Here is a 25,678-nt window from a genome sequence, read left to right on the forward strand (position 1 = left end):
TCGCAAAATGAGGCAGGGAAGGCCGCCATTGTACCTCTCTGGACGATCTTGGGGCTGGGAATCTATGTCATTTACGCCATTTCAGGAGGGGCGTACGGCATCCTGCATCCAAAGCTCAAGAACCTGTGCGAATCAGGGTCATGTGCAGTAAGGGATAGGGCTGACCTAGTCCATCGGTATCCGAACGCCCAGTGACTTCGAACCCTTCGTGCAGGTAGAACCCCAGCGCCTGCGGGTTTTGCTCGTTGACATCCAGGCGTTCGGCATTGAGTTCGTCGACGGCATAGCGCAACAGCCGTTTGCCGATGCCCTGGCCACGGTATTCAGGGGCGACGAAGAGCATGTCCACCCGGCCATTGGCGACGCCGGCAAAACCAAGAATGCGCCTGGTGCTGTCCCTGCAGCAGACCAGCATCACGGCGTCCAGATAACGGCGTAGCACATGTTCGCGCAGCAGCACGATATAGGCATCGGGCATGAAGTCGTGGGTGGCGCGCACCGAGGCCTCCCAGATCCGCACCAGTTCCGGGTAGTCGCTCACATTTGGCGTTTGAAGCGTCAGTGCCGGTTGCATCGCATTGCTCCTGCTGGGTCCTGAGGAAAACATAGATGCAAAAAAAAGCCCCGCCAGTGGCGGGGCTTGATCGGGGCTGACCTGAGGAGGCTCAGATCGGTTCTGCCCACATGTCGTATTCGTCGGCATCGACGATGCGGCAGCGCACCTTGTCGCCTGGCTTGAAGCCATGATCGCCATCGATGAACACGCTGCCGTCGATTTCCGGGGCATCGAAGAAGCTGCGGCCAACCGAGCCCTGCTCCTCGACTTCGTCGATCAGCACGTCGATTTCCTTGCCGATGCGCAGTTGCAGGCGTGCGGCGCTGATGGCCTGCTGGTGCGCCATGAAGCGGTCCCAGCGCTCCTGCTTGATTTCGTCCGGGACTTCTTCCAGGCCCAGATCGTTGGCCGGGGCGCCTTCGACCGGCGAGTACTGGAAGCAGCCGACGCGATCGAGCTGGGCTTCGGTCAGCCAGTCGAGCAGGTATTGGAAGTCTTCTTCGGTTTCACCGGGGAAGCCGACGATGAAGGTGGAGCGGATCACCAGCTCAGGGCACTGCTCGCGCCAGCTCTTGATGCGGGCCAGGGTACGGTCTTCGAAGGCCGGACGCTTCATGGCCTTGAGCACTTTGGGGCTGGCGTGCTGGAAGGGAATGTCCAGGTACGGCAGGATCTTGCCGGCGGCCATCAGGGGGATCACGTCGTCGACGTTCGGGTATGGGTAGACATAATGCAGGCGCACCCAGGCACCGAGGCTGCTCAGGGCCTCGCACAACTCGAGCATGCGGGTCTTGACCGGGCGACCGTTCCAGAAATCGGTCTTGTATTTGACGTCCACACCGTAGGCGCTGGTGTCCTGAGAGATCACCAGGATTTCCTTGACACCAGCCTTGACCAGGCGCTCGGCCTCGCTCAGCACTTCGCCGACCGGGCGGCTAACCAATTTGCCGCGCATCGACGGGATGATGCAGAAGCTGCAGCTGTGGTTGCAGCCTTCGGAAATCTTCAGGTAGGCGTAGTGACGTGGGGTCAGCTTGACGCCTTGGGGCGGGACCAGATCGATCAGCGGGTTGTGGTCCTGACGCGGTGGAACCACTTCGTGTACGGCATTGACTACCTGCTCGTACTGTTGCGGGCCGCTGACCGACAGCACGCTCGGGTGCACGTCGCGGATATTGCCTTCCTCGACACCCATGCAACCGGTGACGATGACCTTGCCGTTTTCCTTGATCGCCTCGCCGATCACCTCCAGGGACTCGGCCTTGGCGCTGTCGATGAAGCCGCAGGTGTTGACCACCACCACGTCGGCGTCCTCGTAGGTAGGCACGACTTCATAGCCTTCCATGCGCAGCTGGGTCAGGATGCGCTCGGAGTCAACGAGAGCCTTGGGGCAACCCAGGCTGACGAAACCGACCTTCGGGGTGGCGGGAGTGGTGGACATGGCTAACCTCGGTATTGAAGACAGATCGCCCAGCCGCTGACGGGGGCGATACTGATGGGCGCTTTTGGCGCCTCTGATCAAAAAGTGCGCAATTCTAGCGAGCGCAAGGTCGCTTTACCAGCAGAAATACGACGAACGCTGCGCTATGCTTCGCGCCGTTGCGCGGGGGCATTCGGGATGGCTCGGCGCGGGTGCAACTCAAATGGGTCTAGAAGGCCTTCTGCGGGAGTGGTCGATGGTTCAGGCAAGCAGTCACGCCGAAGGTGGGCAGGGGGCGACACGCTCGCTGGGCCTGCTCGTAGCAGCTGTTGGGGTGGTGTATGGCGATATCGGTACCAGCCCGCTGTACACCCTCAAAGAGGTCTTCACCGGGGGGTATGGGGTACAGGTCAACCATGATGGCGTGCTGGGCATCCTGTCGCTGATTCTGTGGTCGCTGTTGTGGGTGGTTTCGTTCAAGTATGTGATGTTCATCCTGCGTGCCGATAACCAGGGGGAAGGCGGCACGATGGCATTGACCGCACTGGCGCGCCGGGCGACGGCCAATTACCCGAAGCTCAGGGCGCTAATGGTCGGTTGCGGTCTGGTCGGTGCCTCGTTGTTCTACGGTGACAGCATGATCACCCCGGCGGTGTCGGTGCTTTCGGCGGTTGAGGGCATGGGGCTTGCCTTCGACGGAATCGATCATTGGGTGGTGCCGGTGTCGCTGGTGGTGCTGGTGGCATTGTTCCTGGTGCAGAAGCATGGCACCGAGAAAATCGGCAAGCTGTTCGGGCCGATCATGGTCACTTGGTTCGTGGTGCTGGGGGCGCTCGGGGTGCATGGCATCGCGCAGAGCCCGGAAGTGCTCAAGGCGTTCAATCCGGGCTGGGCGCTGAACTTCTTCATTGTTCACCCGGGCATGGGCGTGGCGATCCTCGGGGCGGTGGTACTGGCGCTGACCGGTGCCGAGGCGCTGTATGCCGACATGGGGCATTTTGGCCGCAAACCGATTGCTCGGGCCTGGTTCGCACTGGTGCTGCCGGCCTTGGTACTCAACTATTTCGGACAGGGCGCGATGCTGCTGCAAAACCCGGAAGCGGCGCGCAACCCCTTCTACCTGCTGGCGCCGGGCTGGGCACTGTTGCCGCTGGTGGGGCTGGCCACGCTGGCGACGGTCATCGCTTCCCAGGCGGTGATTTCCGGGGCCTTTTCCCTGACCCGCCAGGCCATCCAGCTTGGCTACATCCCGCGGATGCAGATCCAGCACACTTCGAGCGACGAGCAAGGGCAGATCTACATCAGTGCGGTGAACTGGACCTTGATGGTCGGCGTCGTGTTGCTGGTGATCGGCTTCGAGTCGTCGGGCGCATTGGCCGCAGCCTATGGCGTTGCGGTGACCGGCACCATGTTGATGACCACCATCCTGGTGTCGGCAGTGATGCTGCTGCTGTGGAAGTGGCCACCGGTGCTGGCGGTGCCGATTCTGTTGGGTTTCCTGTTTGTCGATGGATTGTTCTTCGCCGCCAACGTGCCGAAGATCGTGCAGGGCGGCGCGTTCCCTGTGCTGGCGGGGATCGTGCTGTTCGTACTGATGAGTACCTGGAAGCGCGGTAAACAGATTCTGGTGGACCGTATCGACGAGGGAGCCCTGCCGTTGCCCGTGTTCATCAGCAGTATCCGCGTACAGCCGCCACATCGCGTCGAGGGCACGGCGGTGTTTCTCACTGCGCGGGCAGACGCTGTGCCTCATGCGCTGTTGCACAACATGCTGCATAACCAGGTGCTGCACAGCCAGGTGGTGCTGTTGACGGTGGTCAGTGAGGACCGGCCGCGGGTGCCGGAGCACGAGCGCTTTGAAGTGGAGGCCTATGGTGATGGGTTCTTCCGCGTTCTGCTGCACTTTGGCTTCATGGATGAACCGGACGTGCCGGCGGCGCTGAAGCTGTGCCACCTGGACGGACTCGATTTCAGCCCGATGCGTACCACCTACTTCCTCAGCCGCGAGACAGTGATCGCCTCGCGCCTGGAGGGCATGGCGCGCTGGCGTGGCAACCTGTTCGCGTTCCTGCTCAAGAATGCCAACGGTAATCTTCGGTTCTTCAACCTGCCGCTGAACCGGGTGATCGAATTGGGAACGCAGGTCGAGATCTGATTCCCAGGGGCATTCGGACAGCTGATCGCAGGGCAACCCCGTGATCAGCCGTCCGAGGCGGCCCGCAGGCTTATTTCAGTTCTGTTCCGCCACGCTGGACTTCCCCTGGCGCGTCTCGATCTCGCTGATCAGGCGCTTGGCCAGGGCTGGATAGTTCTCGTCGAAATGATGCCCGCCAGGCAGCTTCAGGCGTTCACCGACTGCGGTCTTGTCGGTGCACCCACTTTCATCGGTCTCCTCGACACCATAGACGCACACCACCTTGGGCGCTGGCAGCTTGGCCATTTCCGGGCCGGTCGGGGCTTCCTGACCTTCCTTGCCCAACCAGCCCTCGACCTCGATCTCGAAGCTGCCGCTGCGGGCAAACGCCAGCAAGATCACGGCATCGATCCGCTGTTTGTCTTCATCCGGCAGGCGGTTGTAGATCGCCGGCAGCACGTCGGCGCCGAAGGAGTAGCCGGTGAGCACGAAGCGCTTGGTGCCCCATTTCTGGCGATAGTGTTGCATCAGCTCAGAGAGGTCGGCGGCGCTCTGTTCCGGCGTCTTGTGCTGCCAGTAGTAGCGCAGCGTATCGATCCCTACGACCGGATAACCGAGCTTGGCCATTTCGCCGGCGACGTCGCGGTCCAGGTCACGCCAGCCGCCATCCCCGGAGAGGAACAGGGTGACGGTGTCGGTGGTCTGCCCGGCGGGGACCTCAACTACCGGAATGCTCAGTGCATTGCCGTCCTTGCCGATCAGGGCCTGGGTCAGTTGAGCTTTGAGCACCTGGGGCAGGTGAATGTCGTAGTCGGAGATGCTCGTCTCGGCGTTCGCCTGGTCGCGCACGAATGCGGCACTGGCATCGTCGGGGTTGTCATTCCACGCTACGTTCCAATGGCCGTGGGCGGCGGATTTGGGCAGGGGCTGGCAACCGGGCTGTTCGAGGGTGAAGTCCACGGAGATGGCGCGGGCCTTGTCATCGCTCTGGGTGGCCAGCCATCGCCAGGCCTGCGCAGCGCCAGGGCCGATTCCAGCCACCAAGTTCGGCGGTGCGGCCAGCTCGCCCATGGCCTGGTCGAGTGCGCGCTGCTGCTTGACGCAGTCGCCAGGCGGCAGAAGCACCTGGACCAGCTGGGCCTCGCCGGCCTGGCTCAGGTCCAGCAATTGTTTGTCGCTGAGCGCCTGGTCCTGGGGCACGGCAATGGCCACGTGGGCCTTGGCGTGTACGCCTGGTATGGCGCGGACCAGGCTGCTGCCATCGCCCAGGGTCAGGTGTTCCAGGCGGGCCTCGGGCGCTGGGCGGGTCCACAGCCAGAAGGCCGCGGCACCGGCCAGCAAGGCCAGGAGCAGGGCGCCGGTCAGGTAAAGCCAATAGCGTCGGATCATCAACGTTTCACCAATCCAGTCAAGCCGCCTGCGATCAGGGCGGCGGTATCGGCCAATGCCACCAACGGGTCGAGCCCGGCCGGCACAGCCATGTAGCGGGGTTCCCAATCCGGTTGGAACTTGTCCTTGAAGCGACGTAGCCCCTGGAAGTTGTACAGCTGCTCGCCGCGCTGGAACACCATCGAACCCAGGCGTTGGGTCAGGGGGGCGCCACGTCGGGGCTGAAGGCCGGAGAGCGGGACCATCCCGAGGCTGAAGCGAGCGTAGTCGTGGTTTTTGTAGTGCAGGATCAAACCGATCATCATGAATTCCATGGTCAGCTTGGGGGCTTGCGGATGGGCACGCATCAGGTCCAGGCTCGCCAGCTCTTTGCTCTGGGTTTCGAGCAGGTTGGCAAAGGCCACCGGTAGGCCTTGAAAGCGGATCAACGCGATACGGAAATGCTGCAGGTACTCGGGGCTGAAGCGACCGAGGGAAAAGCCTTTTTCACGTACGTTCTTGCCACCGAGCCAGGCGTCGGAAATTGCCTTGAGTGCCTCGAGCGGGGCATCGCCTGGCTCATGGATCTCCAGCGTCAGCCCGTCACGGCCGCCGCGGTTCCAGGTATAGCGCAGGTCTTTCATCTCCTTGCCCTTGGCTTCGAGGTCAAAACGGCGCAGATCGACCCGCGCTTCTTCGCCGAGCTTGAGTGCCGTCAGGCCGATATCCATGTAGAACGGCAGATTCTCCGCGCGGACTTGATAGAACACTGGGCGGGCGTGGTGCAGATCGCAGAGGTCACGGAATTGCCAGATCATCTCGGCGCGCTCCTGGGCGGGGCCGATCGGGTCGTACAGGGCGACCAGGCTGCGGCCGCGACGGGCATACATAAGGAAGGCCTTGTGGTTGGGGTGGAACAGCAAGGCTTTGTCGCCGGTGAGTGCCAGGCCACCGTCGGGTTGGTCGGAGGCCATCAGAATGCCCTTGGCCTGTTGCAGTTCCTCATCGTTGGGCAAGTGAATCACGGGCCGTGCAGTGCGCAGCAGCCAAGTCAGCGCGACGACCACTAACAGCACTGCACTGCCCATGGCGGCGCGCAGGCCACGTGGTGCGTCGGCATCGAGGGTGAACTGCCACCACAGTTCGTGGCTGTAGGGCACATCCTGGTAGGCGAACAGCAGCAGCCAGACCGAGGCGCCGACCACACAAACGCTTGCCACCAGGTACACCGGCGAGAAGGGCAGCTCCAGCAACCGGCTTGGGCGATAGAACGAGCGACGGAACAAGGTCAGCAGCGCCACTGTGAAGATCAGCACGCTGGCCTCTTCCCAATCGAAGCCCTTGAGCAACGACAGCAGTGCGCCTACCAGCAGCAGGACGGTGGTCAGCAGCCAGGCGGCCGACAGTCGCCGGCGTAACCCTTGAGCCAGCAGCAGGCACAGCACCCCGATGAGGCTCGCGCCAAAATGCGAAGCGTCGATCAGGCGATGGGGCACCAGAAAGCCCATGTGCTCAAGGCGCGTGTCGATCTCGGGCGTGGCCCCGGAGAACAACAGCACGACGCCTGACAGAAACACCAGGATTGCCAGCACCGGCGCTGCAAGCCCGGCGGCTGCATTGATCGCTTGGCGGGCGAACAGTAGACGGCGGGCTTCGCTCGCCAACAGCAGCACACAGGCCACTAGCAAAGGCAGGACCACATAGATCAGGCGATACAACAGTAAGGCAGCTGCCAGTGGCGCGGCGCCCAGCTGATTGGCGAAGGCGGCCAGGAGAATGGCTTCGAACACCCCCACGCCACCTGGCACATGGCTGAGTACACCGGCGGCCAGGGCGAGCAGGTAGACCAGGACGAAGGCGCCGAAAGGCGGAGCTTCGGGTAGCAGCAGGTAAAGCACGGTAGCGGCGGCGACGACGTCTAGGGCGGTGATCAACAACTGCAGGGCGGCCAAGCGGGCGCCTGGTAGTCGCAGGGTGCGCCGTCCAAACTGCACCACCAGGCTATCGGCCAGCGGTTGCTCGTCCAGGCGGCGGCGATAGAGGCCGATTACCAATACGGCCGTCAGCGCCAGCACTGCCACGGCGATACTGGCCAGCAATGGGGCAGGCAGGCGCAGGGCGGTGGCGGCACCTTGCAGGTTGCTCAATGTCGCCAGCGCTGCCAGAGGGGGCAGGGCGCAGCCTAGGGATAGGCTGGCGAACACGGTCATCCGTGCGATTTCAGCGGCGCCTAGCCCATGCCGCGCATACAGGCGATAACGTACCGAGCCACCGGACAGGATCGACAGCCCGACCGCGTTACCAATGGCAAAGGCGCTGAACCCGCCCAGCGCCAATGTGCGGGCCGGTAGCTGCACTGCAGCGTAACGGCTGGCGGACCATTCATAGCCCAGCAAAGTCACAAAGCCCACGACGGTCGCCAGCAAGGCGCCCGCCAAAGATCGTGTCGGCACGCTGAGCATGGCGTCGTGAAGGGCATAAATGTCCAGTTCGCTCAGCAAGTGCCGGCAGGCGATCAAGGCCATGCTGAACAGCAGCAACGTCAAGGCCAGCCCCAAGGGTTGGCGATAACGGCTCAGCCGCTCCAGCCAGGGCAGGCGGCGGGCGGCGTTGGGAAGCGCGGTGGCGAGAGGCTCCTGAGGTTCGGAGTCGTGTGAAATCATGGATAACCTCGGGCCAGGAGCGCGAGGTTGGGCAGAGGTGCGGCCAAGTGAAAGTCCCTTCGGAAAACGTATCCAGATATTACTCCTGCCCGGCCCGCTTTAAGCGGTTTGGCAGGGTTAAAGATAGTTCATCCGGCGAGCCCCACTTGAGGCGAAGTGGGGAAGTATTCACGGGGCCAAAAGCAACAAACCCCGCGCTGCGTTAGCAGGCGGGGTTTGTTCTGACGAATATGGTTGCGGGAGCCGGATTTGAACCGACGACCTTCGGGTTATGAGCCCGACGAGCTACCAGGCTGCTCCATCCCGCGTCAGTGGATGCGCATTCTACGGAATTCCGAGTAGCTGTCAAGCATTACTCTTTGATTTGTCGTAGATTTTTTTTAAGACAAGAAAAAAGGCCACTGTATCGACAGTGGCCTTTTTCTGAATCTGGTTGCGGGAGCCGGATTTGAACCGACGACCTTCGGGTTATGAGCCCGACGAGCTACCAGGCTGCTCCATCCCGCGCCTGTGAGATCGAATTCTACGGAAATCCTCTGCCATGTCAAGCGCTATTTCGGAAAAACCCTTTTTTGTTCAATCTCTTAGCGTTTGAATAAGGGCTGCAGCTCAGCAATGACGGGGCTTGCATCGGATTGGAAGGCTTTCCGACAGGCCGGCTCTGGAACACATGGCGACGCACCGGTAGTATCTGTATGAATTTACAGTGCTGACGGTCATCCATGTCCTTGCGCAAGATCATCCACATCGACTGCGATTGTTTCTATGCCGCAATCGAAATGCGCGACGACCCGCGTTTGGCAGGGCGCCCGATGGCCGTGGGCGGGGCGCCTGAGCAGCGCGGGGTGATCGCGACCTGCAATTATGAGGCGCGTGCCTATGGTGTGCGCTCGGCCATGTCTTCGCGTCATGCGCTCAAGCTCTGTCCAGACCTGTTGATCGTCAAGCCGCGCTTTGAGGCTTATCGCGAGGCCTCTCGGGAAATCCACGCCATTTTTCGTGACTACACCGACTTGATCGAGCCGCTGTCGCTGGACGAGGCCTATCTGGATGTCAGCGACAGCCAATGGTTCGCCGGCAGCGCCACGCGTATTGCTGAAGACATTCGCAAGCGGGTCGCTCGGACGCTGCACATCACGGTTTCGGCTGGCGTGGCGCCGAACAAGTTCTTGGCCAAGATCGCCAGCGACTGGCGCAAGCCCAATGGTTTGTTCGTGATAACCCCCGACCAGGTGGAAGCATTCGTAGCAGCCTTGCCGGTCGCAAGGCTGCACGGCGTGGGCAAGGTCACGGCGGACAAACTGGCACGCCTGGGTATCGAAACGTGTCTGGAGCTGCGCGAGTGGTCGCGCTTGGCTTTGGTGCGGGAGTTCGGCAGTTTTGGTGAGCGGTTATGGGGGCTGGCGCGGGGTATAGATGAACGAATCGTACAAAATGACAGCCGGCGTCAATCTGTAAGTGTCGAAAATACCTACGATACCGACTTGCCGGACCTGGCGAGTTGCCTGCAGAAACTGCCCGAGCTGCTCGAGAGCCTGAACGCGCGCATTGCGCGCATGGATAACAGTTACCGGCCGGACAAACCGTTCGTGAAGGTAAAATTTCACGACTTCAGCCAGACGACCCTAGAACAGGCTGGAGCCGGTCGTGATCTGGAGAGCTACCGACAGTTGCTCAGCCAGGCGTTTGCCCGGGGTGGCAAGCCAGTACGGTTATTAGGCGTGGGAGTTCGATTGCGAGATCTGCGTGGGGCGCATGAGCAGTTGGAGCTCTTCCCGCCGCAGTGAGTGAAGGGGAGGGGCCGCTAGGCAGCCCCGGCGGGTTTACTGTATTCCAGGGTCGGCAACCAGTCGCCCGGTGTCCTTGGTCAGTGCTTGCAGGAAGTCCCGTTGCAGCTCCGGATCATTGCGGGTCAACTCGATCAGGCTTTGCTCCAGCTCGCTGGCTTCTTCTTCCAAGCCCAGCTCCGACAGGCGCTTGACCCGATGCACCCATTGGCCGACATCGTCGCCCTCGAGGTCATCGAAGATCAGCTCGTGGGCTTCGAGCAGCTTGCCACGCAAATTGCTGCTGACCAGCAGGCTGGCATCGCCGCGCACACCATTGTCCTCGTCGGCTACATGCAGGTGCAGGGTGCCGATGTGATTGAGGTTCTGCTCGGAGAACGGGCTGTCGAGCAGGTTCAGGCGAAGTACGCCGTTATGGTCGGTGGTCAGCTCGTGGGTCAGTTTGCCAGCCTTGACTTCGACCAGGCGTTCGCTCCAGGGCAGGCTGGTGTACTCCTCGCGCTTGTCCTTCTGCACTTCGCTGATCCCAGCCAGGTTCTGCTGCGCGCGACCATTGGACGGCACGTTCATGAACGGGTTGAGCCCAGCCAGGCCGTAACTGAGCCAATCGTGAGTGATGCTTTCCGGTAGATTGCCCAGGGCGAACACGTTGACCACGTTGGCGCCGACACCGGCCACCACGGCAACCGCGCCCAGGGGGATCTCATAGATCTCTCGCCAGGGTTGGTAAGGCGTGTAGCGGTCGTAACGGCGAGTGACTTCGAACTCGGTAACTTCGAAGCGCTTCTGTTCATGAATACGTACGCGCCGCTGGGGAAGCTCCATCACCTTGGGCTCGCCCACGTCGATTTGCAGGGTATGTTCGAGCAGCTTGCGCTCGGCGCGCTCCTCATGCTCGCTGCGTTGGGACATCTGGTTGGCGCAGCCGCTGACGAGCAGGGCGCCGCACAGTGCGGCGCCCCCCAGGGTAAAGGTGCTTCTGGACATGATCACTCGTGCGGTGGGCTATCAGCGACGGATGCGGGCTTGCAGGAAGGTCAGCACTTCGTTGAGCGGCAGAGGCTGGGCTTCTTGCTCGGTACGGTGCTTGTACTCCAGGTTGCCCTCGGCCAGGCCGCGGTCGCTGACCACGATGCGGTGAGGGATGCCGATCAGTTCCATGTCAGCGAACTTGATGCCGGGGCTGGTCTTCTTGTCGCGATCGTCCAGCAGCACTTCGAAACCGGCGGCAGTCAGTTCAGCGTACAGCTTGTCGGTCGCTTCGCGAACGGCGTCGGTTTCATAACGCAGCGGTACCAGGGCGATCTGGAAGGGCGCCAGGGCATCGTTCCAGATGATGCCCTTGTCGTCATAGCTCTGCTCGATAGCGGCGGCGACCACGCGGGAGACGCCGATGCCGTAGCAGCCCATGGACAAGGTTACCGGTTTGCCGCTCTCGCCCAGTACCTGGCACTTGAGCGCCTCGCTGTACTTGGTGCCGAGCTGGAAGATGTGGCCGACTTCGATCCCGCGCTTGATGACCAGGGTGCCCTGGCCGTCCGGGCTTGGGTCGCCCTCGACCACGTTGCGCAGGTCGGCGACCTGAGGAACCGGCAAGTCACGTTCCCAGTTGACGCCGAAGTAATGTTTGTCGTCGATGTTGGCGCCGATGCCGAAGTCGCTCATCAGGGCGACCGAGCGGTCGATGATGCATTCGAGCGGCAGGTTCAGCGGGCCCAGGGAGCCTGCGCCAGCACCGATGGCGGCGCGCAGCTCAGCGTCGGTTGCCATGACCAGTGGGTCGGCGACCTGCTCGAGCTTGGCGGCCTTGATTTCGTTCAGCTCATGGTCGCCACGGACCACCAGGGCGATCAGCTTGCCTTCTTCGGCGCCGCGCACGATCAGGGTCTTGACGGTCTTTTCGATCGGCAGGCCGTAGTTCTCGACCAGTTGAGCGATGGTCTTGGCATTCGGGGTGTCTACCAGGCGCAGCTCCTCAGTGGGGGCTGGACGCACGGTTTCGCGTGGAATGGCCTCGGCCTTCTCGATGTTGGCGGCGTAGTCGGAGCTGTCGCTGAAAATCACGTCGTCTTCGCCGGATTCGGCCAAAACGTGGAATTCATGGGAGTAGCTGCCACCGATGGAACCGGTATCTGCCTGCACCGGACGGAAGTCCAGGCCCAGGCGGGTAAAGATGTTGGTGTACGCCTGGTGCATGCGGTCGTAGGTTTCCTGCAGGGAAGCCTGGTCGGCATGGAAGGAGTAGGCGTCCTTCATGATGAACTCGCGACCGCGCATCAGGCCGAAGCGCGGACGGATCTCGTCACGGAACTTGGTCTGGATCTGGTACATGTTCAGCGGCAGCTGTTTATAGCTGGACAGCTCGTTGCGTGCCAGGTCGGTGATGACTTCTTCGTGAGTCGGGCCAACGCAGAAGTCGCGGTCATGGCGGTCCTTCAGGCGCAGCAGCTCAGGGCCGTATTGCTCCCAGCGGCCGGATTCCTGCCACAGCTCCGCGGGCTGGATGCTTGGCATCAGCACTTCCAGGGCGCCAGCGGCGTTCATTTCCTCGCGGACCACGGCTTCGACCTTGCGCATCACCCGCAGGCCCATCGGCAGCCAGGTGTACAGGCCGGAGGCCAGCTTGCGGATCATGCCGGCGCGCAGCATGAGCTGGTGGCTGATGACCACTGCATCGGCAGGGGTTTCTTTCTGGGTGGCGAGCAAATATTGACTGGTACGCATGGTGGGCCGTGTCGATTGCCTAAGACGTTGAAATGACCCCGCATTGTACGGGGGCGGAGCGAAGGCGTACAGGATGCCCCAGGGCGGGGCGCTTGTCAGCCAAGAAAAAGCCCGGCGTGATCGCCGGGCTTTTTCGGTGCGGGGCAATTGCAAGCCAGGGGCTTACAGGATGCTCAGCGGGTACTCGACGATCAGGCGCAGTTCGTCGATCGACGGGGAACCGTAGTAGACGCCGTCGGCGGAACGGTAGGTGGCCTGGCGTACGCGGAAGCTCAGGTCCTTGGCAGGGCCTTCTTGCAGCACGTACTTGATATCGATGTCGCGTTCCCATTCCTTGCCGCTGTTGGTGCCCTCAACGTTGGCGCCGGTACCTTTCACGTAGCGGGTCATGAAGGTCAGGCCTGGAATGCCGTACTCGGCGAAGTTCAGGTCGTAGCGAGCCTGCCAGGACTTCTCGTCTTCGGCGTTGAAGTCGGAGCGGGCCACGGAGTTGGCCAGGAAGATGGAGCCACCGCCATCCACGCCGTAGGCGTAGTCACCGTCGCCGGACACCTTCTGGTAGGCCAGGGTGAAGGTGTGAGCGCCAATGTTGTAGGCGCCCGACAGGCTGAATGCGCGGTTGTCGAGCTTGTCATCATCGAAGGCGCGGGCGCGGTCGCCATCGCTCTTGGTGTCATAGATGTTGAAGTCGAAGACCAGGCCTTGCTTGTCGGAGATTGGCAGTGCCCAGTTGACGTTGGCGTAGTATTTGCGCCAGTAGTCTTCGACTTTCGAGTAGTACAGGCTAGTGCTAACGTTGTCGGTGAGGGCGTAGGTGCCACCGATGACGTTAGCTTCGGTCAGGCCTGGATTCTTAAGGCCGGTCTCGCTGTTGCGACCGTTGATGCTGTCCTTGTAAGTCTGTGCCTGGGCATTGAGGCGGGTGAAGTGGCCGGCATTCAGCTCGAGACCTTCAATCTCCTTGCTGGTCAGCAGGAAGCCTTCGGCAACTTCTGGCAGCAGGCGGCTGTCGTCGGTTGCGAATACGGGCATTGCGGTGAATTGGCCGCCATATTTCAGAACGGTGTCGGAGATACGTACTTTGACCGCGCCATGAGCCTCGGAGTAGTCGTCGTCTGCGCGGCCATCATCGCCGACAGGAAGGACTCCAGTACCAGCTCGGCCACGGCCGCTGTCAAGCTTGAGACCCAGCATGCCGATGGCGTCGACGCCGACACCGACGGTGCCTTGGGTGAAACCGGATTCGAATGTGCCGAGGAAGCCCAGGCCGGTTTCTTCAACTCGGCTCTGTGCGCCGTTGGGCACGTTGCGGAAGTCACGGCTGAAATACAGCATACGGGTCTTGACGTTCAGCTGGCTGTCTTCAATGAAACCCTTGGATTCGTCCTGCGAAGAGGCCACTGCCAACTGCGAGGTCCCTGCCGCAACGGCCAGGGCGATCATGCTCCACTTCATCACGCGCATCGTGATTTGCTCCTTTGGTTTTTAGGAAGTACCGCTTCACCCTGCTCTTTTAGTTATAGGGCGAGCTCTTTCTTGTTATGTCGGCGAAAATGTATATCACGCTGACTATTCTTGGCGACACTGAAAAAACAACCTTTAGGGAACTTTTTCAACATGTCGCGTTTGGCTATTTCCATGTCGCAAATTACGCCCAGTTTCGGGGCGTATAACGCCAGCGCTGTAACAATTCTGTAAACACACCTGGCTGGTGGAACAACCTGGGTATCCCTGCCGCTTTTTTTATTGTCTCGTGCACCGAGGTGCCTCGTGACTTGGTCGGATGGGAATGCAACAAGCGTGCTCAAAATCACGATTTGTTCATGAATTTTTCACAGTCCCTCTGGCAGGGATGGCAAAGGTCCATAAATACGGGGCGAAAAGCGTCTGATGGTGTGCCAAATCGCGGCCACGCTCGTGGGCGAAAAGCTACCTTAAAAGTCAACGTGTTACCGAAAACTGTTAAGCCGCGCACAAAGCAGTGGGGTGTGTTGCGCTGTCGGCTCCTTTTTGGTGCGAAAAGTAGCGCAGTGTTACCGGGTTGTGCGTACAAGTGTGCTGCTCGCCGAAAAAGACAGCCCTTGCGGTGGCATTTCATGCTGGCGCTGTTGAAGCAAGGTATCCTTCGCTCATCTCGCCCGCGCTCTGGCCGGGCCGTTTCGTCTTGAGGAGATATTGCCGTGTTCGTTCTGGATTCGCGTTTGCAGCAGGATTCCCTGGTGTTGGGAGATTTTCCATTGAGTCGCTTGTTGCTGAGCAAGGATGCCAATTACCCCTGGTTTATCCTGGTGCCGCGGCGCGCCGATATCAGCGAACTGTTTCAGTTGAACGAAGCCGACCAGCAGCAGCTCTGGAAGGAAACCACTTACCTGGCCGAAACACTCAAGGACAGCTTCGCTGCCGACAAGCTCAACGTCGCGACTTTGGGCAATGTGGTGAGCCAACTGCACATGCACGTGATCGTGCGCCGACGCGACGACGCGGCCTGGCCCGCGCCAGTGTGGGGGCGGGTGCCTGCTACCGAGTACACCGCCGACCAGATCGACTCGATCCGTCAGCGTTTGCGGATGGTGTTGAACGATGACTTCCGGGAGGTTTAAGGCTATGTCGTTGGAATCCCGAGTCATCGAGCTGGAAAGCCGTCAGGCGTTTCAGGACGACACCATTCAGGCGCTGAATGATGTGCTGGTCGAGCAGGGGCGGGTGATCGAGCGCCTGCAGCTGCAGATGGCCGAATTGATCAAGCGTTACGAGGAAGTGGTGGGGCAGTACGGTGGCGAGGGGGAGCAGGCGCCGCCGCCTCATTATTAAGGAGGGTGACCCTGGCGCGGAGGGATCCGCTGCGCCAGGGTCTGTCGGTCAGCGGCGGGAAACCGCGACCACGTCTTCAGCCTGCAGGCCTTTGTCGCGGTGCATCACCGAAAACTCAACGCGCTGGCCTTCGACCAGAACGCGGTGGCCCTCGCCACGGATCGCGCGGAAATGCACGAAAATGTCGTCGCCCGAATCGCGGGAGATAAAGCCGAAGCCCTTGGAGGTGTTGAACCACTTCACCGTGCCGGTATCACGTTTGCCCGCATCTTGTGAGGTGCCTTGGTTAGCGCGTGGCTTCTTGAAGCTGCGGGCGAAGCCTGTGCCAAGGTGCAAGGCTACGGCCAGGGTAGCGCAGAGCAGGGCTGGCAGGTCGCCCAGTTCCGGGCGTGCCAGCAGGGTGATGGTCTGCAGGATCACCGCCAGCACCAACAAGGCGCACGCCAGCGATTGCAGTTGCTGGCGGGCGCCTTTGTAGTAGAGCGGCAGTGCAGGCGCCAACAGCAGGTTGAGCAGGCCGAGCAATGCCAGGTAGACGGCTTCAGGTTGCTCTAGGAACGGGGTTGCATCGGTTTTCAGGCTGGGTATGAGCGACAGCAGCAAAGCTGCTACGCCCGTCACCAGATGGACGATCTTGAACATTTGAGTGGGCTCACATTGATAAGGCCGATCACAGGAAGAGCTGGACGTGCGGTGCGCAGATACAAGGCGCGATCACGCAACTGGCCAGCCTATGCACCCGGCAATGACTGTCCGCACGGGTGGCACGGTGCCTATTTAACAGCAAAGGCAGGGGGTTCTCAAACCGTGAGGCGACGGCTTGTCCTGTGTCACGGGCAGGAGCGGGAGGGTCTGATACAGTTTGGGGTGCCCGCTTGATGACCAAGCCTTATGGAAAGGGGAGCTTCATGGCAATCGATATCGGTATCAATGAAGAAGATCGCAAGTCCATCGTCGATGGGCTTTCCCGCCTGTTGTCGGATACTTACGTGCTGTATCTGAAAACCCATAACTTTCACTGGAACGTCACCGGCCCTGCGTTCCGCACCCTGCACCTGATGTTCGAAGAGCAGTACAACGAGCTGGCCCTGGCGGTCGACTCGATCGCCGAGCGCATTCGGGCGTTGGGCTTCCCGGCGCCAGGTTCCTATGCCTTCTATGCGCGTCACTCGTCAATCAAGGAAGAAGAGGGCGTACCGCCTGCCGAAGAGATGATCCGCCAGCTTGTTCAGGGGCAGGAGGCGGTGGTGCGCACGGCGCGTAGCATCTTCCCGGTCGTCGACAAGGTCAGCGATGAGCCGACCGCCGACCTGCTGACCCAGCGCATGCAGATCCATGAAAAAACCGCCTGGATGCTGCGGGTATTGCTCGAGGAAAAGTGATCGTTCGTTTGTAGGCTCCATCGACCCGACCCTGCCCAGGGTCGGGTCTTTCGTTTCGCCCGGAAGGTTTTGCCACTGCTTTGAAGGCCCTGACAGCGCTTTATTGATCTGCCCGGTCGTGCATGGGCGCGAGGGGATTTTTCCAGACAATGGAGTGGTGTGGTGGAAGTGATGCAACAAGGCAGGCGAGGCGCTTGCCAGGGAAAATGGCCGGGCAAGCAGTGCATTGACCCTTTTCGGGCAGATTTCGACATGATGCAGGTTCGGCCGGTCTCCCGGTCGGTCCGGCTCAATGGCTTTGCCACCTGCCTGCGGCTTGAGGTGGTCTACTGGCGTATTCTCGAACGCATCGCCCAGGCCAACCAATGCACGGTAAGCGCCGTGCTGTCCTACGTGGATCGGGAGGTCCACTTGCGTCACGGTGGGGTTCGCAACTTCAGTGGGCTGATTCGGGTGATCTGCGTGGCCTGGCTGCTCGATCCGCCCTGAGTACGCTGATCGCCGGGCGGGCTGCGCAGCTCTCCTTAACCATATATAATCCCGCTTTTTACTGCCCCGGCAGCGTTGTGGTTGACGAGAGACACCCCCATGCCCCTTTATGACTATCAATGTGCGTCCTGCGATCACCGGATGGAGGTGTTGCAGAAGATCAGCGCCGCACCACTGACCGACTGCCCGGCGTGCCAGGCTCCAGCCCTGAAAAAGCTGCTGTCGGTACCCGGCTTCCGCCTGAGCGGCAACGGCTGGTACGAGACCGATTTCAAGACCGGGGCGAAGAAGAACCTGGCAGGCGGCGACAAGGCCGACTGAGTTGAATTGCAGTGACTGGTCTTGCAGTATTAGCCCCTTGGGCGGCCAAGACCTCCACCGAATACACGAATCACGAGAAGCGAAACCACCATCATGATGCGCAGCCATTATTGCGGCCAACTGAACGAGAGCCTGGACGGCCAGGAAGTCACCCTTTGCGGCTGGGTCCATCGTCGCCGCGACCACGGCGGGGTGATCTTCCTCGATATCCGTGACCGCGAAGGCATGGCCCAGGTCGTCTTCGACCCGGATCGCGCCGAGACTTTCGCCGCTGCCGACCGCGTGCGTAGCGAGTATGTCGTACAGATCACCGGCAAGGTGCGTCTGCGCCCGGCTGGCGCGGTCAACCCGAACATGGCGTCCGGCGGTATCGAAGTGCTGGGCTATGAGCTCAAGGTGCTCAACGAGGCGGAAACCCCACCCTTCCCGCTGAACGAATATTCCGATGTAGGCGAGGAAACCCGCCTGCGCTACCGCTTCATCGACCTGCGTCGCCCGGAAATGGCCGACAAGCTGCGTCTGCGCTCGCGCATCACCAGCAGCATCCGTCGCTACCTGGATGAGAACGGTTTCCTCGACGTCGAGACGCCGATCCTGACCCGCGCCACACCGGAAGGCGCGCGCGACTACTTGGTCCCGAGCCGTACCCACGCTGGCAGCTTCTTCGCCCTGCCGCAGTCGCCGCAGCTGTTCAAGCAGTTGCTGATGGTCGCCGGCTTCGATCGCTACTACCAGATCGCCAAGTGCTTCCGTGACGAGGACCTGCGTGCCGACCGTCAGCCGGAATTCACCCAGATCGACATCGAGACCAGCTTCCTCGACGAAGCCGAGATCATGGGCCTGACCGAAGGCATGATCCGCAAGCTGTTCAAGGAAGTCCTGGATCTTGAGTTCGGCGAATTCCCGCACATGACCTACGAAGAGGCCATGCGTCGCTACGGTTCCGACAAGCCTGACCTGCGTATTCCGCTGGAACTGGTCGATGTCGCCGACCAGCTCAAGGACGTGGACTTCAAGGTCTTTGCAGGCCCGGCCAACGATCCGAAGTGCCGCGTCACCGCTCTGCGTCTGCCGGGCGGGGCCAGCATGCCGCGCAGCCGCATCGACGAATACACCAAGTTCGTCGGCATCTACGGCGCCAAGGGCCTGGCCTACATCAAGGTCAACGAGCGCGCCAAGGGCGTCGAGGGCCTGCAGTCGCCGATCGTCAAGAACATCCCAGAGGCCAACCTGAACGTGATCCTTGATCGCGTGGGCGCCGTCGACGGTGACATCGTGTTCTTCGGCGCCGACAAGGCCAAGATCGTCAGCGAAGCCTTGGGCGCGCTGCGTATCCGCCTGGGCCACGACTTCGAGCTGCTGACCTGCGAGTGGGCACCGATGTGGGTCGTCGACTTCCCGATGTTCGAAGAAAACGACGATGGTAGCTTCAGCGCGTTGCACCACCCGTTCACCGCGCCCAAGTGCTCGCCTGAAGAACTCGAGGCCAACCCGGGCGCTGCGCTGTCGCGTGCTTATGACATGGTGCTCAACGGCACTGAGCTCGGTGGCGGCTCGATCCGTATCCACCGTAAGGAAATGCAACAGGCGGTCTTCCGTCTGCTGGGCATCGGTGCCGAAGAGCAGCAGGAGAAGTTCGGCTTCCTGCTCGACGCCCTGAAGTTCGGTGCGCCACCTCATGGTGGCCTGGCCTTCGGCCTGGACCGCCTGGTCATGCTGATGACCGGCGCCCAGTCGATCCGTGAAGTGATCGCGTTCCCGAAAACCCAGAGCGCCGCGTGCGTCATGACCCAGGCTCCAGGTCTGGTGGATGCCAAGGCCCTGCGCGAGCTGCACATCCGTCTGCGTGAGCAGACCAAGGTCGAGTAATCGACCCAGGGCGCTTCCCTGGCGGAAGCGCCCACGCGCTTTGGCGCAGTTTTCTCGCGTTCCGCCCTTCGGGGCGGAACCTGTTTCTGTTTCAAGGATTCGGAGTCGTTATGGCTGGTCATTCCAAGTGGGCAAACATCAAGCACCGCAAAGAGCGCCAGGATGCCAAGAGAGGCAAGATCTTCACCAAGTGGATCCGCGAACTGACTGTCGCTGCCAAGCAGGGTGGGCCTGACCCGGCTTCCAACCCGCGTTTGCGCCTGGCCCTGGACAAGGCCCTGGGTGCCAACATGAGCCGCGACATTATCGACCGGGCCGTGGCGCGTGGTGCGGGCACCAACGAAAGCGACAACGTCGAAGAGCTGAGCTACGAAGGCTACGGTCCTGGTGGCGTGGCGATCATGGTCGAGGCCATGACCGATAACCGCAACCGCACCGCAGCGGCTGTGCGTCATGCATTCACCAAGTGTGGCGGCAACCTCGGTACCGACGGCTCCGTCGCCTATCTGTTCGAGCGCAAGGGGCAGATCAGCTTTGCTCCGGGCCTGGACGAAGACACCCTCATGGAAGCCGCCATGGAAGCGGATGCCGACGATGTGGTCGCCAATGACGACGGCTCCTTCGATGTATTCACTTCGTTCAACAGCTTCTATGCCGTACGTAACGCCTTGGAAGAGGCCGGCTTCAAGGCCGCCGACGCCGAGATCGTGATGCAGCCGACCACCAGCGCCGAGCTGGATCAGGAGGGAGCGGAGAAAGTGCTCAAGCTGATCGACATGCTCGAAGATCTGGACGATGTGCAAAACGTCTACTCCAACGCCGAAATTTCCGACGAGATCATGGAGAAGCTCGGCTAAGGTGTTCGGGCGCCCCCTACCAGCTCTGTAAGCTTGTCAGCGCCTGTACGGGCTTTGTAGGTAAACCCGCTCTCACAGGCATGGCGCCGCAATCGAAACCGGTGCCATGTCTGTGGGGCGGGTTTGCCCGCGAAAGGGCCGATGCAGTTCGCAAACATGCCTCCTTTCAATGACAGGCCCTATGACTCTGATTCTTGGTATCGACCCCGGTTCGCGCATCACAGGTTTCGGTGTGGTGCGTCAGACGGCTCGCGGCTGCGAGTACGTGGCGTCTGGTTGTATTCGCACAGGCAGTGGCGAATTGCACGAGCGGCTGCAGGTCGTGTTCCGTGGGGTGAGTGAGATCATTCGCCAGCACGGGCCGGTGACCATGGGCATCGAGCGGGTATTCATGGCGCGCAACGCCGATTCGGCTCTCAAGCTTGGGCAGGCTCGGGGCGCGGCGATCGTCGCGGCCGCCGAGGCGGGTCTTGAGATTGCCGAATACAGTGCCAGCCAGGTCAAGCAGGCCGTGGCCGGCACCGGTGGCGCCAACAAGGAACAGGTGATGTTGATGGTCATGCACCTGTTGAAGTTGACGCAAAAGCCCCAGGTGGATGCCTCCGACGCCCTGGCCATCGCGCTGTGCCATGCTCACACTCGGTCCAGCCTCATCCCGCATGGATTGGCCACAGCCCGGCGACGCGGTGGACGCTTGCGTCTGTAGCCGCTTCATGCGCTGATACATATTTTGTGTGGGGGGAACAGTCTCCCACTGCATTTGCTGATAGGGTGGACCGGTTTCTGGCCGGCACCCGAAGGAAAGGATCGGAACGTGATTGGACGTTTGCGCGGCACTCTGGCGGAAAAACAGCCGCCGCACCTGATAGTCGATGTCAATGGCCTGGGCTATGAGCTGGAGGTGCCAATGACTACCTTGTACCGGTTGCCGAAAATCGGTGAGCCGGTCACGTTGCACACCCATCTGGTGGTGCGTGAGGATGCCCATCTGCTCTATGGCTTTGCCGAAAAGCGCGAGCGTGAACTGTTTCGCGAGCTCATCCGCCTCAATGGCGTCGGGCCGAAGCTCGCCCTGGCGCTGATGTCGGGCCTTGAAGTCGATGAGTTGGTGCGCTGTGTGCAGGCTCAGGACGCCTCGGCGCTGGTGCGTGTGCCCGGGGTGGGCAAGAAGACCGCCGAACGCCTGCTGGTGGAGCTCAAGGATCGCTTCAAAGCGTGGGAAACCTCTCCTGCAATGTTCACCCTTGTCTCTGATGGCCCAATGCCCGTCAGCACTGCCTCCAATGCGGAGGCCGATGCGGTCAGCGCCCTGATTTCCCTGGGCTACAAGCCCCAGGAAGCCAGCAAGGCAGTCGCGGCCATCGAGGGCAAGAGCGGTCTGAGCAGCGAGGAGCTGATTCGCCGTAGCCTTAAAGGAATGATCGCCAAGTGATCGAAACCGACCGACTGATCGCCGCCAATGGCCGCGATCGAGAAGAAATCCAGGATCGCGCTATCCGCCCTCTGAGCCTGGATGAGTACATCGGCCAGCCGGTGGTGCGCGAGCAGATGGCGTTGTTCATCCAGGCGGCGCGCGGTCGCAACGAATCCCTCGACCACACTTTGATTTTCGGCCCGCCGGGCCTGGGCAAGACCACCCTTGCCAACATCATCGCCCAGGAAATGGGCGTGTCGGTCAAGAGTACATCGGGGCCCATCCTCGAGCGTCCAGGTGACCTGGCCGCGATGTTGACCAACCTGGAGCCCCATGACGTGCTGTTCATCGACGAGATCCATCGGCTGTCGCCGGTCGTCGAGGAGGTGCTCTATCCAGCGATGGAGGACTTTCAGCTGGACATCATGATCGGCGAGGGCCCGGCGGCGCGTTCGATCAAGCTCGATCTGCCACCGTTCACTCTGGTCGGCGCTACAACCCGTGCTGGCATGCTGACCAACCCGCTGCGCGACCGCTTCGGCATCGTCCAGCGCCTTGAGTTCTACAGCAACAAGGATCTGGCGACCATCGTCAGCCGCTCGGCCAACATCCTCGGGTTGTCCATCGAGGACCAGGGGGCCTACGAGATCGCCCGTCGTGCCCGCGGCACGCCGCGTATCGCCAACCGCTTGCTGCGACGCGTGCGCGATTATGCCGAGGTTCGTGGCAAAGGGCAGATCACCAAGGCCGTGGCGGACATGGCACTGAACCTGCTGGATGTCGACGAGCGTGGCTTCGACCATTCCGATCGCCGTTTGCTGCTGACCATGATCGAGAAGTTCGACGGTGGTCCAGTGGGGGTCGACAACCTGGCCGCGGCGATCAGCGAGGAGCGTCACACCATCGAGGACGTGCTCGAGCCGTACCTGATCCAGCAGGGTTACATCATGCGCACGCCGCGCGGGCGGGTGGTCACTCGGCATGCCTACTTGCATTTTGGCCTGAACATTCCAGGGCGCTTCGCCGAAGGCGGAGAGTTCTCCGATCCCGATGAATGACAGATCGAATCATGGTTTTCGTGGTCCTACCGCTGGCACGCGCTTGGCGCACTGGCAATAAGACATTATCCATGCAAAAACAGTTGCCGGGGCGGATTGGCAAGCTGAGGAGTAAGCACTAGAGTATGCGCGCGCAAAATGGCCTGGAACCGTTCGCTCACCGCTGTCGCGTCTATTACGAGGACACCGACGCCGGTGGCGTGGTGTATTACGTCAACTATTTGAAATTCATGGAGCGGGCGCGTACCGAGCGGCTGCGGCACCTGGGGTTTTCCCAGTCCGAGCTTGCCGGCCAGAACCTGTTGTTCGTAGTTCACTCCAGCGAAGCGCGTTACCACGCGCCGGCGCGGTTGGACGACGAATTGCGGGTGACCGCGCAAGTGCTTGAATTGAACCGCGCCAGCCTGCGCTTCGTGCAGCAGGTCTGGCGGGAAAAGGATGAAACACTGCTCTGCGAAGGGCAGTTCCTGGTGGCCGCCGTGCGCGCCGACACTTTCAAACCCCGGGCCATTCCCCCAGAACTGCGCGACGCCTTCCTGGCGGACGGCACGGGTACTCAATCGAATGCAGGAGAATAAGCGTGGAAGCTAACGTCGTCGACCATACCTCCATGTGGAGTCTGGTCAGCAATGCCAGTGTAGTGGTACAGCTGGTCATGCTGACCCTGGTGGCCGCTTCGGTCACTTCATGGATCATGATCTTCCAGCGCAGCACCATGCTGCGCGCCGGTCGTCGTGCGCTCGATGCCTTCGAGGAGCGCTTCTGGTCGGGTATCGACCTGTCCAAGCTGTATCGTCAGGCAGGCAGCAATCCGGACCCGGACTCGGGCGTGGAGCAGGTGTTCCGTGCCGGATTCAAAGAGTTCTCGCGCCTGCGCCAGCAGCCGGGTGTCGACCCGGATGCGGTCATGGAGGGCGTCGGGCGTGCCATGCGCGTGGCCATCTCCCGTGAGGAAGAAAAGCTCGAGCAGAGCTTGCCATTCCTTGCCACTGTCGGCTCCACCAGCCCGTACATCGGCCTGTTCGGAACCGTCTGGGGCATCATGAACTCCTTCCGCGGTTTGGCTTCGGCTCAGCAGGCGACCCTGGCCACAGTGGCTCCGGGCATCGCCGAGGCACTGATCGCCACTGCGATCGGTCTGTTCGCCGCGATCCCGGCGGTCATTGCCTACAACCGTTTCTCCGCCCGCAGCGAAGTGCTGATCGGTCGTTACTACACGTTCGCCGACGAGTTCCAGGCAATCCTGCACCGCAAAGTGCACACCAGCGAAGAGTAATCAGGTAGAAGCCCATGGCCCGAGTTCGCCACAAACGCAAGCCGGTCGCCGAGATGAACGTGGTGCCCTACATCGACGTGATGCTGGTGCTGCTGGTCATCTTCATGGTGACTGCCCCCATGCTCAACCAGGGCGTGAAGGTCGACCTGCCCAAGGTTTCCAGCGAAGCCTTGCCCCAGGACAACAACGTTCAGATCCTGACCATCTCGATCAAGGCCGACAAAACCTACTACTGGAACCTCGGCAGCGAAGTCGATACCGACAAGCAGATGGACAAGGCCATGACCTTGCCCGAAATGACCAGCGCGGTGACCAAGATCATCGCCGCCGGTCGCGACCAGGGCAAGCAGACCCAGGTCTTCATTCGTGGCGACAAGGCCGTCGACTACGGCGCGGTCATGGGTGCCATGGGCGGGTTGCAGAAGGCCGGTGTCGGTAACGTTGGCCTGATTACCGAGGCGCCCTGATGCAACAGCGAGAGCCATCCGCCTCGGAAAGCTACTTCTGGCCCACTGTCTGGGCCATTGGTCTGCACGTTCTGGTGTTCGCGATGCTGTTCGTCAGCTTCGCCATGACGCCTGAGCTGCCGCCGTCCAAGCCGATCGTCCAGGCTACGCTCTATCAGCTCAAATCCAAGAGTCAGGCGACCACCCAGACCAATCAGAAGATTGCCGGGGAAGCGAAGAAAACCGCTTCGCGCCAGACTGAGGTCGAGCAACTGGAGCAGAAGAAGGTCGAGCAGGAAGCTGTGAAGGCCGCGGAACAAAAGAAAGCTGACGCCGCTCAAAAGGCCGAAGAGGCCCGTGAAGCCGCCGAGGCGAAGAAGGCCGAGGAGGCTGCCAAAGCCGCTGAAGCCAAGAAGGCTGCCGAGGCCAAGAAAGCCGAGGAGGCGAAGAAGGCCGCTGAGAAGCAGCAGGCTGATATCGCCAAGAAGAAGGCCGAGGAAGAGGCCAAGAAGAAAGCCGAGGAAGAAGCCAAGAAACAGGCTGCCGAGGAGGCTAAAAAGAAAGCCGCCGAAGAGGCCAAGAAGAAAGCAGCCGAGGACGCCAAGAAGAAAGCGGCGGCCGAGGAAGCGAAGAAGAAGGCAGCCGAAGACGCCAAGAAGAAGGCGGCTGCGGATGCCCAGAAGAAAAAGGCGCAGGAAGCGGCCCGCAAGGCGGCAGAAGACAAGAAAGCCCAGGCCCTGGCCGAGCTGCTGTCTGATACCACCGAGCGGCAGCAGGCCCTGGCCGATGAGCGTGGCGATGAAGTGGCCGGCGATTTCGACGACCTGATTCGCTTGCGAGCAGCCGAAGGGTGGGCGCGTCCGCCGTCCGCACGCAGGGGCATGACGGTAGTCCTGCAGATCAACATGCTGCCCGATGGCACCATCACCAACGTCAGCGTGGCGCGCTCCAGTGGCGACGGTCCGTTCGACAGCTCGGCGGTGGCAGCGGTGAAGAACATTGGTCGTCTGACCGAGATGCAGGGCTTGAAGCCGAACGAGTTCAATCCGTACCGTTCATTCAAGATGACATTTACACCTGAGGATCTAGCGTTGTGATTAAAC

General features: G+C 61.3%; 24 protein-coding genes and 2 tRNA genes. 16 read left to right on the forward strand and 10 right to left on the reverse strand.

Features of this window, described 5'->3' with window-relative positions; all coding sequences use genetic code 11:
- Positions 1–115: 115 nt before the first annotated feature.
- A complete protein-coding gene (locus DQ397_RS20760) occupies positions 116–574 on the reverse strand; it encodes a GNAT family N-acetyltransferase (RefSeq protein WP_043208735.1) in 459 nt (152 codons plus the stop codon).
- A 91-nt stretch (positions 575–665) separates the two neighbouring features.
- Positions 666–1,997, reverse strand: coding sequence for a 30S ribosomal protein S12 methylthiotransferase RimO (gene rimO, locus DQ397_RS20765; protein WP_043208732.1), 1,332 nt, complete (start codon positions 1,995–1,997; stop codon positions 666–668).
- Positions 1,998–2,232: 235 nt separating this feature from the next.
- Here rimO and DQ397_RS20770 point away from each other — a divergent pair, with 235 nt between their 5' ends.
- Positions 2,233–4,131: a potassium transporter Kup gene (locus tag DQ397_RS20770; RefSeq protein WP_043208731.1), complete on the forward strand. Its 1,899-nt coding sequence runs from the start codon at positions 2,233–2,235 to the stop codon at positions 4,129–4,131.
- Between the two features lie 75 nt (positions 4,132–4,206).
- Here the strand turns inward: DQ397_RS20770 and DQ397_RS20775 are convergent, their stop codons facing one another.
- The 4 genes from DQ397_RS20775 to DQ397_RS20790 all read right to left on the reverse strand — a co-directional run bounded on the left by DQ397_RS20775 (position 4,207) and on the right by DQ397_RS20790 (position 8,648).
- The gene (locus DQ397_RS20775; RefSeq protein ID WP_043208729.1) at positions 4,207–5,499 is read right to left on the reverse strand and encodes a virulence factor family protein; all 1,293 of its coding nucleotides are present in this window, start codon (positions 5,497–5,499) and stop codon (positions 4,207–4,209) included.
- Positions 5,499–8,141 carry a bifunctional lysylphosphatidylglycerol flippase/synthetase MprF gene (gene mprF, locus DQ397_RS20780; RefSeq protein WP_043208727.1) on the reverse strand — a complete coding sequence of 881 codons (2,643 nt, stop codon included), beginning with the start codon at positions 8,139–8,141 and terminating at the stop codon, positions 5,499–5,501. The genes DQ397_RS20775 and mprF overlap by 1 nt, the downstream gene beginning before the upstream one ends.
- Before the next feature lie 231 nt (positions 8,142–8,372).
- Positions 8,373–8,449 (reverse strand) — tRNA-Met (locus DQ397_RS20785).
- Positions 8,450–8,571: 122 nt separating this feature from the next.
- Positions 8,572–8,648: transfer RNA gene (locus DQ397_RS20790), tRNA-Met, on the reverse strand.
- A gap of 221 nt (positions 8,649–8,869) precedes the next feature.
- Here DQ397_RS20790 and dinB point away from each other — a divergent pair.
- Positions 8,870–9,928 carry a DNA polymerase IV gene (gene dinB / locus DQ397_RS20795; RefSeq protein WP_167358118.1) on the forward strand — a complete coding sequence of 353 codons (1,059 nt, stop codon included), beginning with the start codon at positions 8,870–8,872 and terminating at the stop codon, positions 9,926–9,928.
- 36 nt (positions 9,929–9,964) lie between these two features.
- On the opposite strand, the gene DQ397_RS20800 is transcribed toward dinB, so the two are convergent.
- The 3 genes from DQ397_RS20800 to DQ397_RS20810 all read right to left on the reverse strand — a co-directional run bounded on the left by DQ397_RS20800 (position 9,965) and on the right by DQ397_RS20810 (position 14,116).
- Positions 9,965–10,918, reverse strand: a complete 954-nt coding sequence (locus DQ397_RS20800; RefSeq protein WP_090346163.1) for a hypothetical protein — start codon at positions 10,916–10,918, stop codon at positions 9,965–9,967.
- 18 nt (positions 10,919–10,936) lie between these two features.
- Positions 10,937–12,652, reverse strand: a complete 1,716-nt coding sequence (locus DQ397_RS20805; RefSeq protein WP_043209534.1) for a proline--tRNA ligase — start codon at positions 12,650–12,652, stop codon at positions 10,937–10,939.
- A 162-nt stretch (positions 12,653–12,814) separates the two neighbouring features.
- Entirely contained in the window at positions 12,815–14,116 is a 1,302-nt protein-coding gene (locus DQ397_RS20810) for an OprD family porin (protein WP_043209531.1), read from the reverse strand.
- A gap of 716 nt (positions 14,117–14,832) precedes the next feature.
- On the opposite strand from DQ397_RS20810, the gene DQ397_RS20815 reads away from it, so the two are divergent.
- Positions 14,833–15,252 (forward strand): HIT domain-containing protein, encoded by a 420-nt coding sequence (locus tag DQ397_RS20815; protein WP_043209529.1) that lies wholly within the window; start codon positions 14,833–14,835, stop codon positions 15,250–15,252.
- A gap of 4 nt (positions 15,253–15,256) precedes the next feature.
- Entirely contained in the window at positions 15,257–15,463 is a 207-nt protein-coding gene (locus DQ397_RS20820) for a SlyX family protein (protein WP_043209527.1), read from the forward strand.
- A 48-nt stretch (positions 15,464–15,511) separates the two neighbouring features.
- On the opposite strand, the gene DQ397_RS24835 is transcribed toward DQ397_RS20820, so the two are convergent.
- Positions 15,512–16,105 carry a cold shock domain-containing protein gene (locus DQ397_RS24835; protein WP_043209525.1) on the reverse strand — a complete coding sequence of 198 codons (594 nt, stop codon included), beginning with the start codon at positions 16,103–16,105 and terminating at the stop codon, positions 15,512–15,514.
- Between the two features lie 266 nt (positions 16,106–16,371).
- Between DQ397_RS24835 and DQ397_RS20830 the strand changes: the two genes are divergently transcribed.
- The 12 genes from DQ397_RS20830 to tolA all read left to right on the forward strand — a co-directional run bounded on the left by DQ397_RS20830 (position 16,372) and on the right by tolA (position 25,672).
- The gene (locus tag DQ397_RS20830) at positions 16,372–16,845 is read left to right on the forward strand and encodes a Dps family protein (RefSeq protein ID WP_043209523.1); all 474 of its coding nucleotides are present in this window, start codon (positions 16,372–16,374) and stop codon (positions 16,843–16,845) included.
- Positions 16,846–17,016: 171 nt separating this feature from the next.
- Entirely contained in the window at positions 17,017–17,334 is a 318-nt protein-coding gene (locus DQ397_RS20835; RefSeq protein ID WP_232111746.1) for a ribbon-helix-helix domain-containing protein, read from the forward strand.
- A gap of 99 nt (positions 17,335–17,433) precedes the next feature.
- Complete coding sequence (locus DQ397_RS20840) at positions 17,434–17,655, forward strand: FmdB family zinc ribbon protein (RefSeq protein ID WP_043209521.1); 222 nt, start codon at positions 17,434–17,436, stop codon at positions 17,653–17,655.
- Between the two features lie 93 nt (positions 17,656–17,748).
- Complete coding sequence (gene aspS, locus DQ397_RS20845) at positions 17,749–19,524, forward strand: aspartate--tRNA ligase (RefSeq protein ID WP_043209519.1); 1,776 nt, start codon at positions 17,749–17,751, stop codon at positions 19,522–19,524.
- Between the two features lie 110 nt (positions 19,525–19,634).
- Positions 19,635–20,381 (forward strand): YebC/PmpR family DNA-binding transcriptional regulator, encoded by a 747-nt coding sequence (locus DQ397_RS20850; protein ID WP_043209518.1) that lies wholly within the window; start codon positions 19,635–19,637, stop codon positions 20,379–20,381.
- A gap of 181 nt (positions 20,382–20,562) precedes the next feature.
- Positions 20,563–21,087 carry a crossover junction endodeoxyribonuclease RuvC gene (ruvC, locus tag DQ397_RS20855; RefSeq protein WP_043209516.1) on the forward strand — a complete coding sequence of 175 codons (525 nt, stop codon included), beginning with the start codon at positions 20,563–20,565 and terminating at the stop codon, positions 21,085–21,087.
- Between the two features lie 108 nt (positions 21,088–21,195).
- A complete protein-coding gene (ruvA, locus tag DQ397_RS20860) occupies positions 21,196–21,813 on the forward strand; it encodes a Holliday junction branch migration protein RuvA (RefSeq protein ID WP_043209514.1) in 618 nt (205 codons plus the stop codon).
- Entirely contained in the window at positions 21,810–22,853 is a 1,044-nt protein-coding gene (gene ruvB, locus DQ397_RS20865; protein WP_043209512.1) for a Holliday junction branch migration DNA helicase RuvB, read from the forward strand. The genes ruvA and ruvB overlap by 4 nt, the downstream gene beginning before the upstream one ends.
- Positions 22,854–22,978: 125 nt before the next feature.
- On the forward strand, positions 22,979–23,431 hold the full coding sequence (gene ybgC / locus DQ397_RS20870; RefSeq protein WP_043209510.1) for a tol-pal system-associated acyl-CoA thioesterase: 453 nt from the start codon (positions 22,979–22,981) through the stop codon (positions 23,429–23,431).
- 2 nt (positions 23,432–23,433) lie between these two features.
- Complete coding sequence (gene tolQ / locus DQ397_RS20875; RefSeq protein ID WP_043209509.1) at positions 23,434–24,129, forward strand: protein TolQ; 696 nt, start codon at positions 23,434–23,436, stop codon at positions 24,127–24,129.
- 14 nt (positions 24,130–24,143) lie between these two features.
- Positions 24,144–24,596, forward strand: coding sequence for a protein TolR (tolR, locus tag DQ397_RS20880; protein ID WP_012315816.1), 453 nt, complete (start codon positions 24,144–24,146; stop codon positions 24,594–24,596).
- Positions 24,596–25,672 (forward strand): cell envelope integrity protein TolA, encoded by a 1,077-nt coding sequence (gene tolA, locus DQ397_RS20885; protein ID WP_043209507.1) that lies wholly within the window; start codon positions 24,596–24,598, stop codon positions 25,670–25,672. The genes tolR and tolA overlap by 1 nt, the downstream gene beginning before the upstream one ends.
- Positions 25,673–25,678: the final 6 nt, after the last annotated feature.

The organism is Pseudomonas sp. CK-NBRI-02 (genome assembly GCF_008124495.1).
Taxonomy (GTDB): Bacteria; Pseudomonadota; Gammaproteobacteria; order Pseudomonadales; family Pseudomonadaceae; genus Aquipseudomonas; species Aquipseudomonas guariconensis.

What these genes read in the sequence shown, in the direction of transcription:
- DQ397_RS20760 (WP_043208735.1), bottom strand. Translation starts at nt 574, where the DNA reads ATGCAACCGGCACTGACGCTTCAAACGCCAAATGTGAGCGACTACCCG.
- rimO (WP_043208732.1), bottom strand. Translation starts at nt 1,997, where the DNA reads ATGTCCACCACTCCCGCCACCCCGAAGGTCGGTTTCGTCAGCCTGGGT.
- DQ397_RS20770 (WP_043208731.1), top strand. Translation starts at nt 2,233, where the DNA reads ATGGTTCAGGCAAGCAGTCACGCCGAAGGTGGGCAGGGGGCGACACGC.
- DQ397_RS20775 (WP_043208729.1), bottom strand. Translation starts at nt 5,499, where the DNA reads ATGATCCGACGCTATTGGCTTTACCTGACCGGCGCCCTGCTCCTGGCC.
- mprF (WP_043208727.1), bottom strand. Translation starts at nt 8,141, where the DNA reads ATGATTTCACACGACTCCGAACCTCAGGAGCCTCTCGCCACCGCGCTT.
- DQ397_RS20805 (WP_043209534.1), bottom strand. Translation starts at nt 12,652, where the DNA reads ATGCGTACCAGTCAATATTTGCTCGCCACCCAGAAAGAAACCCCTGCC.
- DQ397_RS20810 (WP_043209531.1), bottom strand. Translation starts at nt 14,116, where the DNA reads ATGCGCGTGATGAAGTGGAGCATGATCGCCCTGGCCGTTGCGGCAGGG.
- DQ397_RS20820 (WP_043209527.1), top strand. Translation starts at nt 15,257, where the DNA reads ATGTCGTTGGAATCCCGAGTCATCGAGCTGGAAAGCCGTCAGGCGTTT.
- DQ397_RS24835 (WP_043209525.1), bottom strand. Translation starts at nt 16,105, where the DNA reads ATGTTCAAGATCGTCCATCTGGTGACGGGCGTAGCAGCTTTGCTGCTG.
- DQ397_RS20830 (WP_043209523.1), top strand. Translation starts at nt 16,372, where the DNA reads ATGGCAATCGATATCGGTATCAATGAAGAAGATCGCAAGTCCATCGTC.
- DQ397_RS20835 (WP_232111746.1), top strand. Translation starts at nt 17,017, where the DNA reads ATGCAACAAGGCAGGCGAGGCGCTTGCCAGGGAAAATGGCCGGGCAAG.
- DQ397_RS20840 (WP_043209521.1), top strand. Translation starts at nt 17,434, where the DNA reads ATGCCCCTTTATGACTATCAATGTGCGTCCTGCGATCACCGGATGGAG.
- aspS (WP_043209519.1), top strand. Translation starts at nt 17,749, where the DNA reads ATGATGCGCAGCCATTATTGCGGCCAACTGAACGAGAGCCTGGACGGC.
- DQ397_RS20850 (WP_043209518.1), top strand. Translation starts at nt 19,635, where the DNA reads ATGGCTGGTCATTCCAAGTGGGCAAACATCAAGCACCGCAAAGAGCGC.
- ruvC (WP_043209516.1), top strand. Translation starts at nt 20,563, where the DNA reads ATGACTCTGATTCTTGGTATCGACCCCGGTTCGCGCATCACAGGTTTC.
- ybgC (WP_043209510.1), top strand. Translation starts at nt 22,979, where the DNA reads ATGCGCGCGCAAAATGGCCTGGAACCGTTCGCTCACCGCTGTCGCGTC.
- tolR (WP_012315816.1), top strand. Translation starts at nt 24,144, where the DNA reads ATGGCCCGAGTTCGCCACAAACGCAAGCCGGTCGCCGAGATGAACGTG.
- tolA (WP_043209507.1), top strand. Translation starts at nt 24,596, where the DNA reads ATGCAACAGCGAGAGCCATCCGCCTCGGAAAGCTACTTCTGGCCCACT.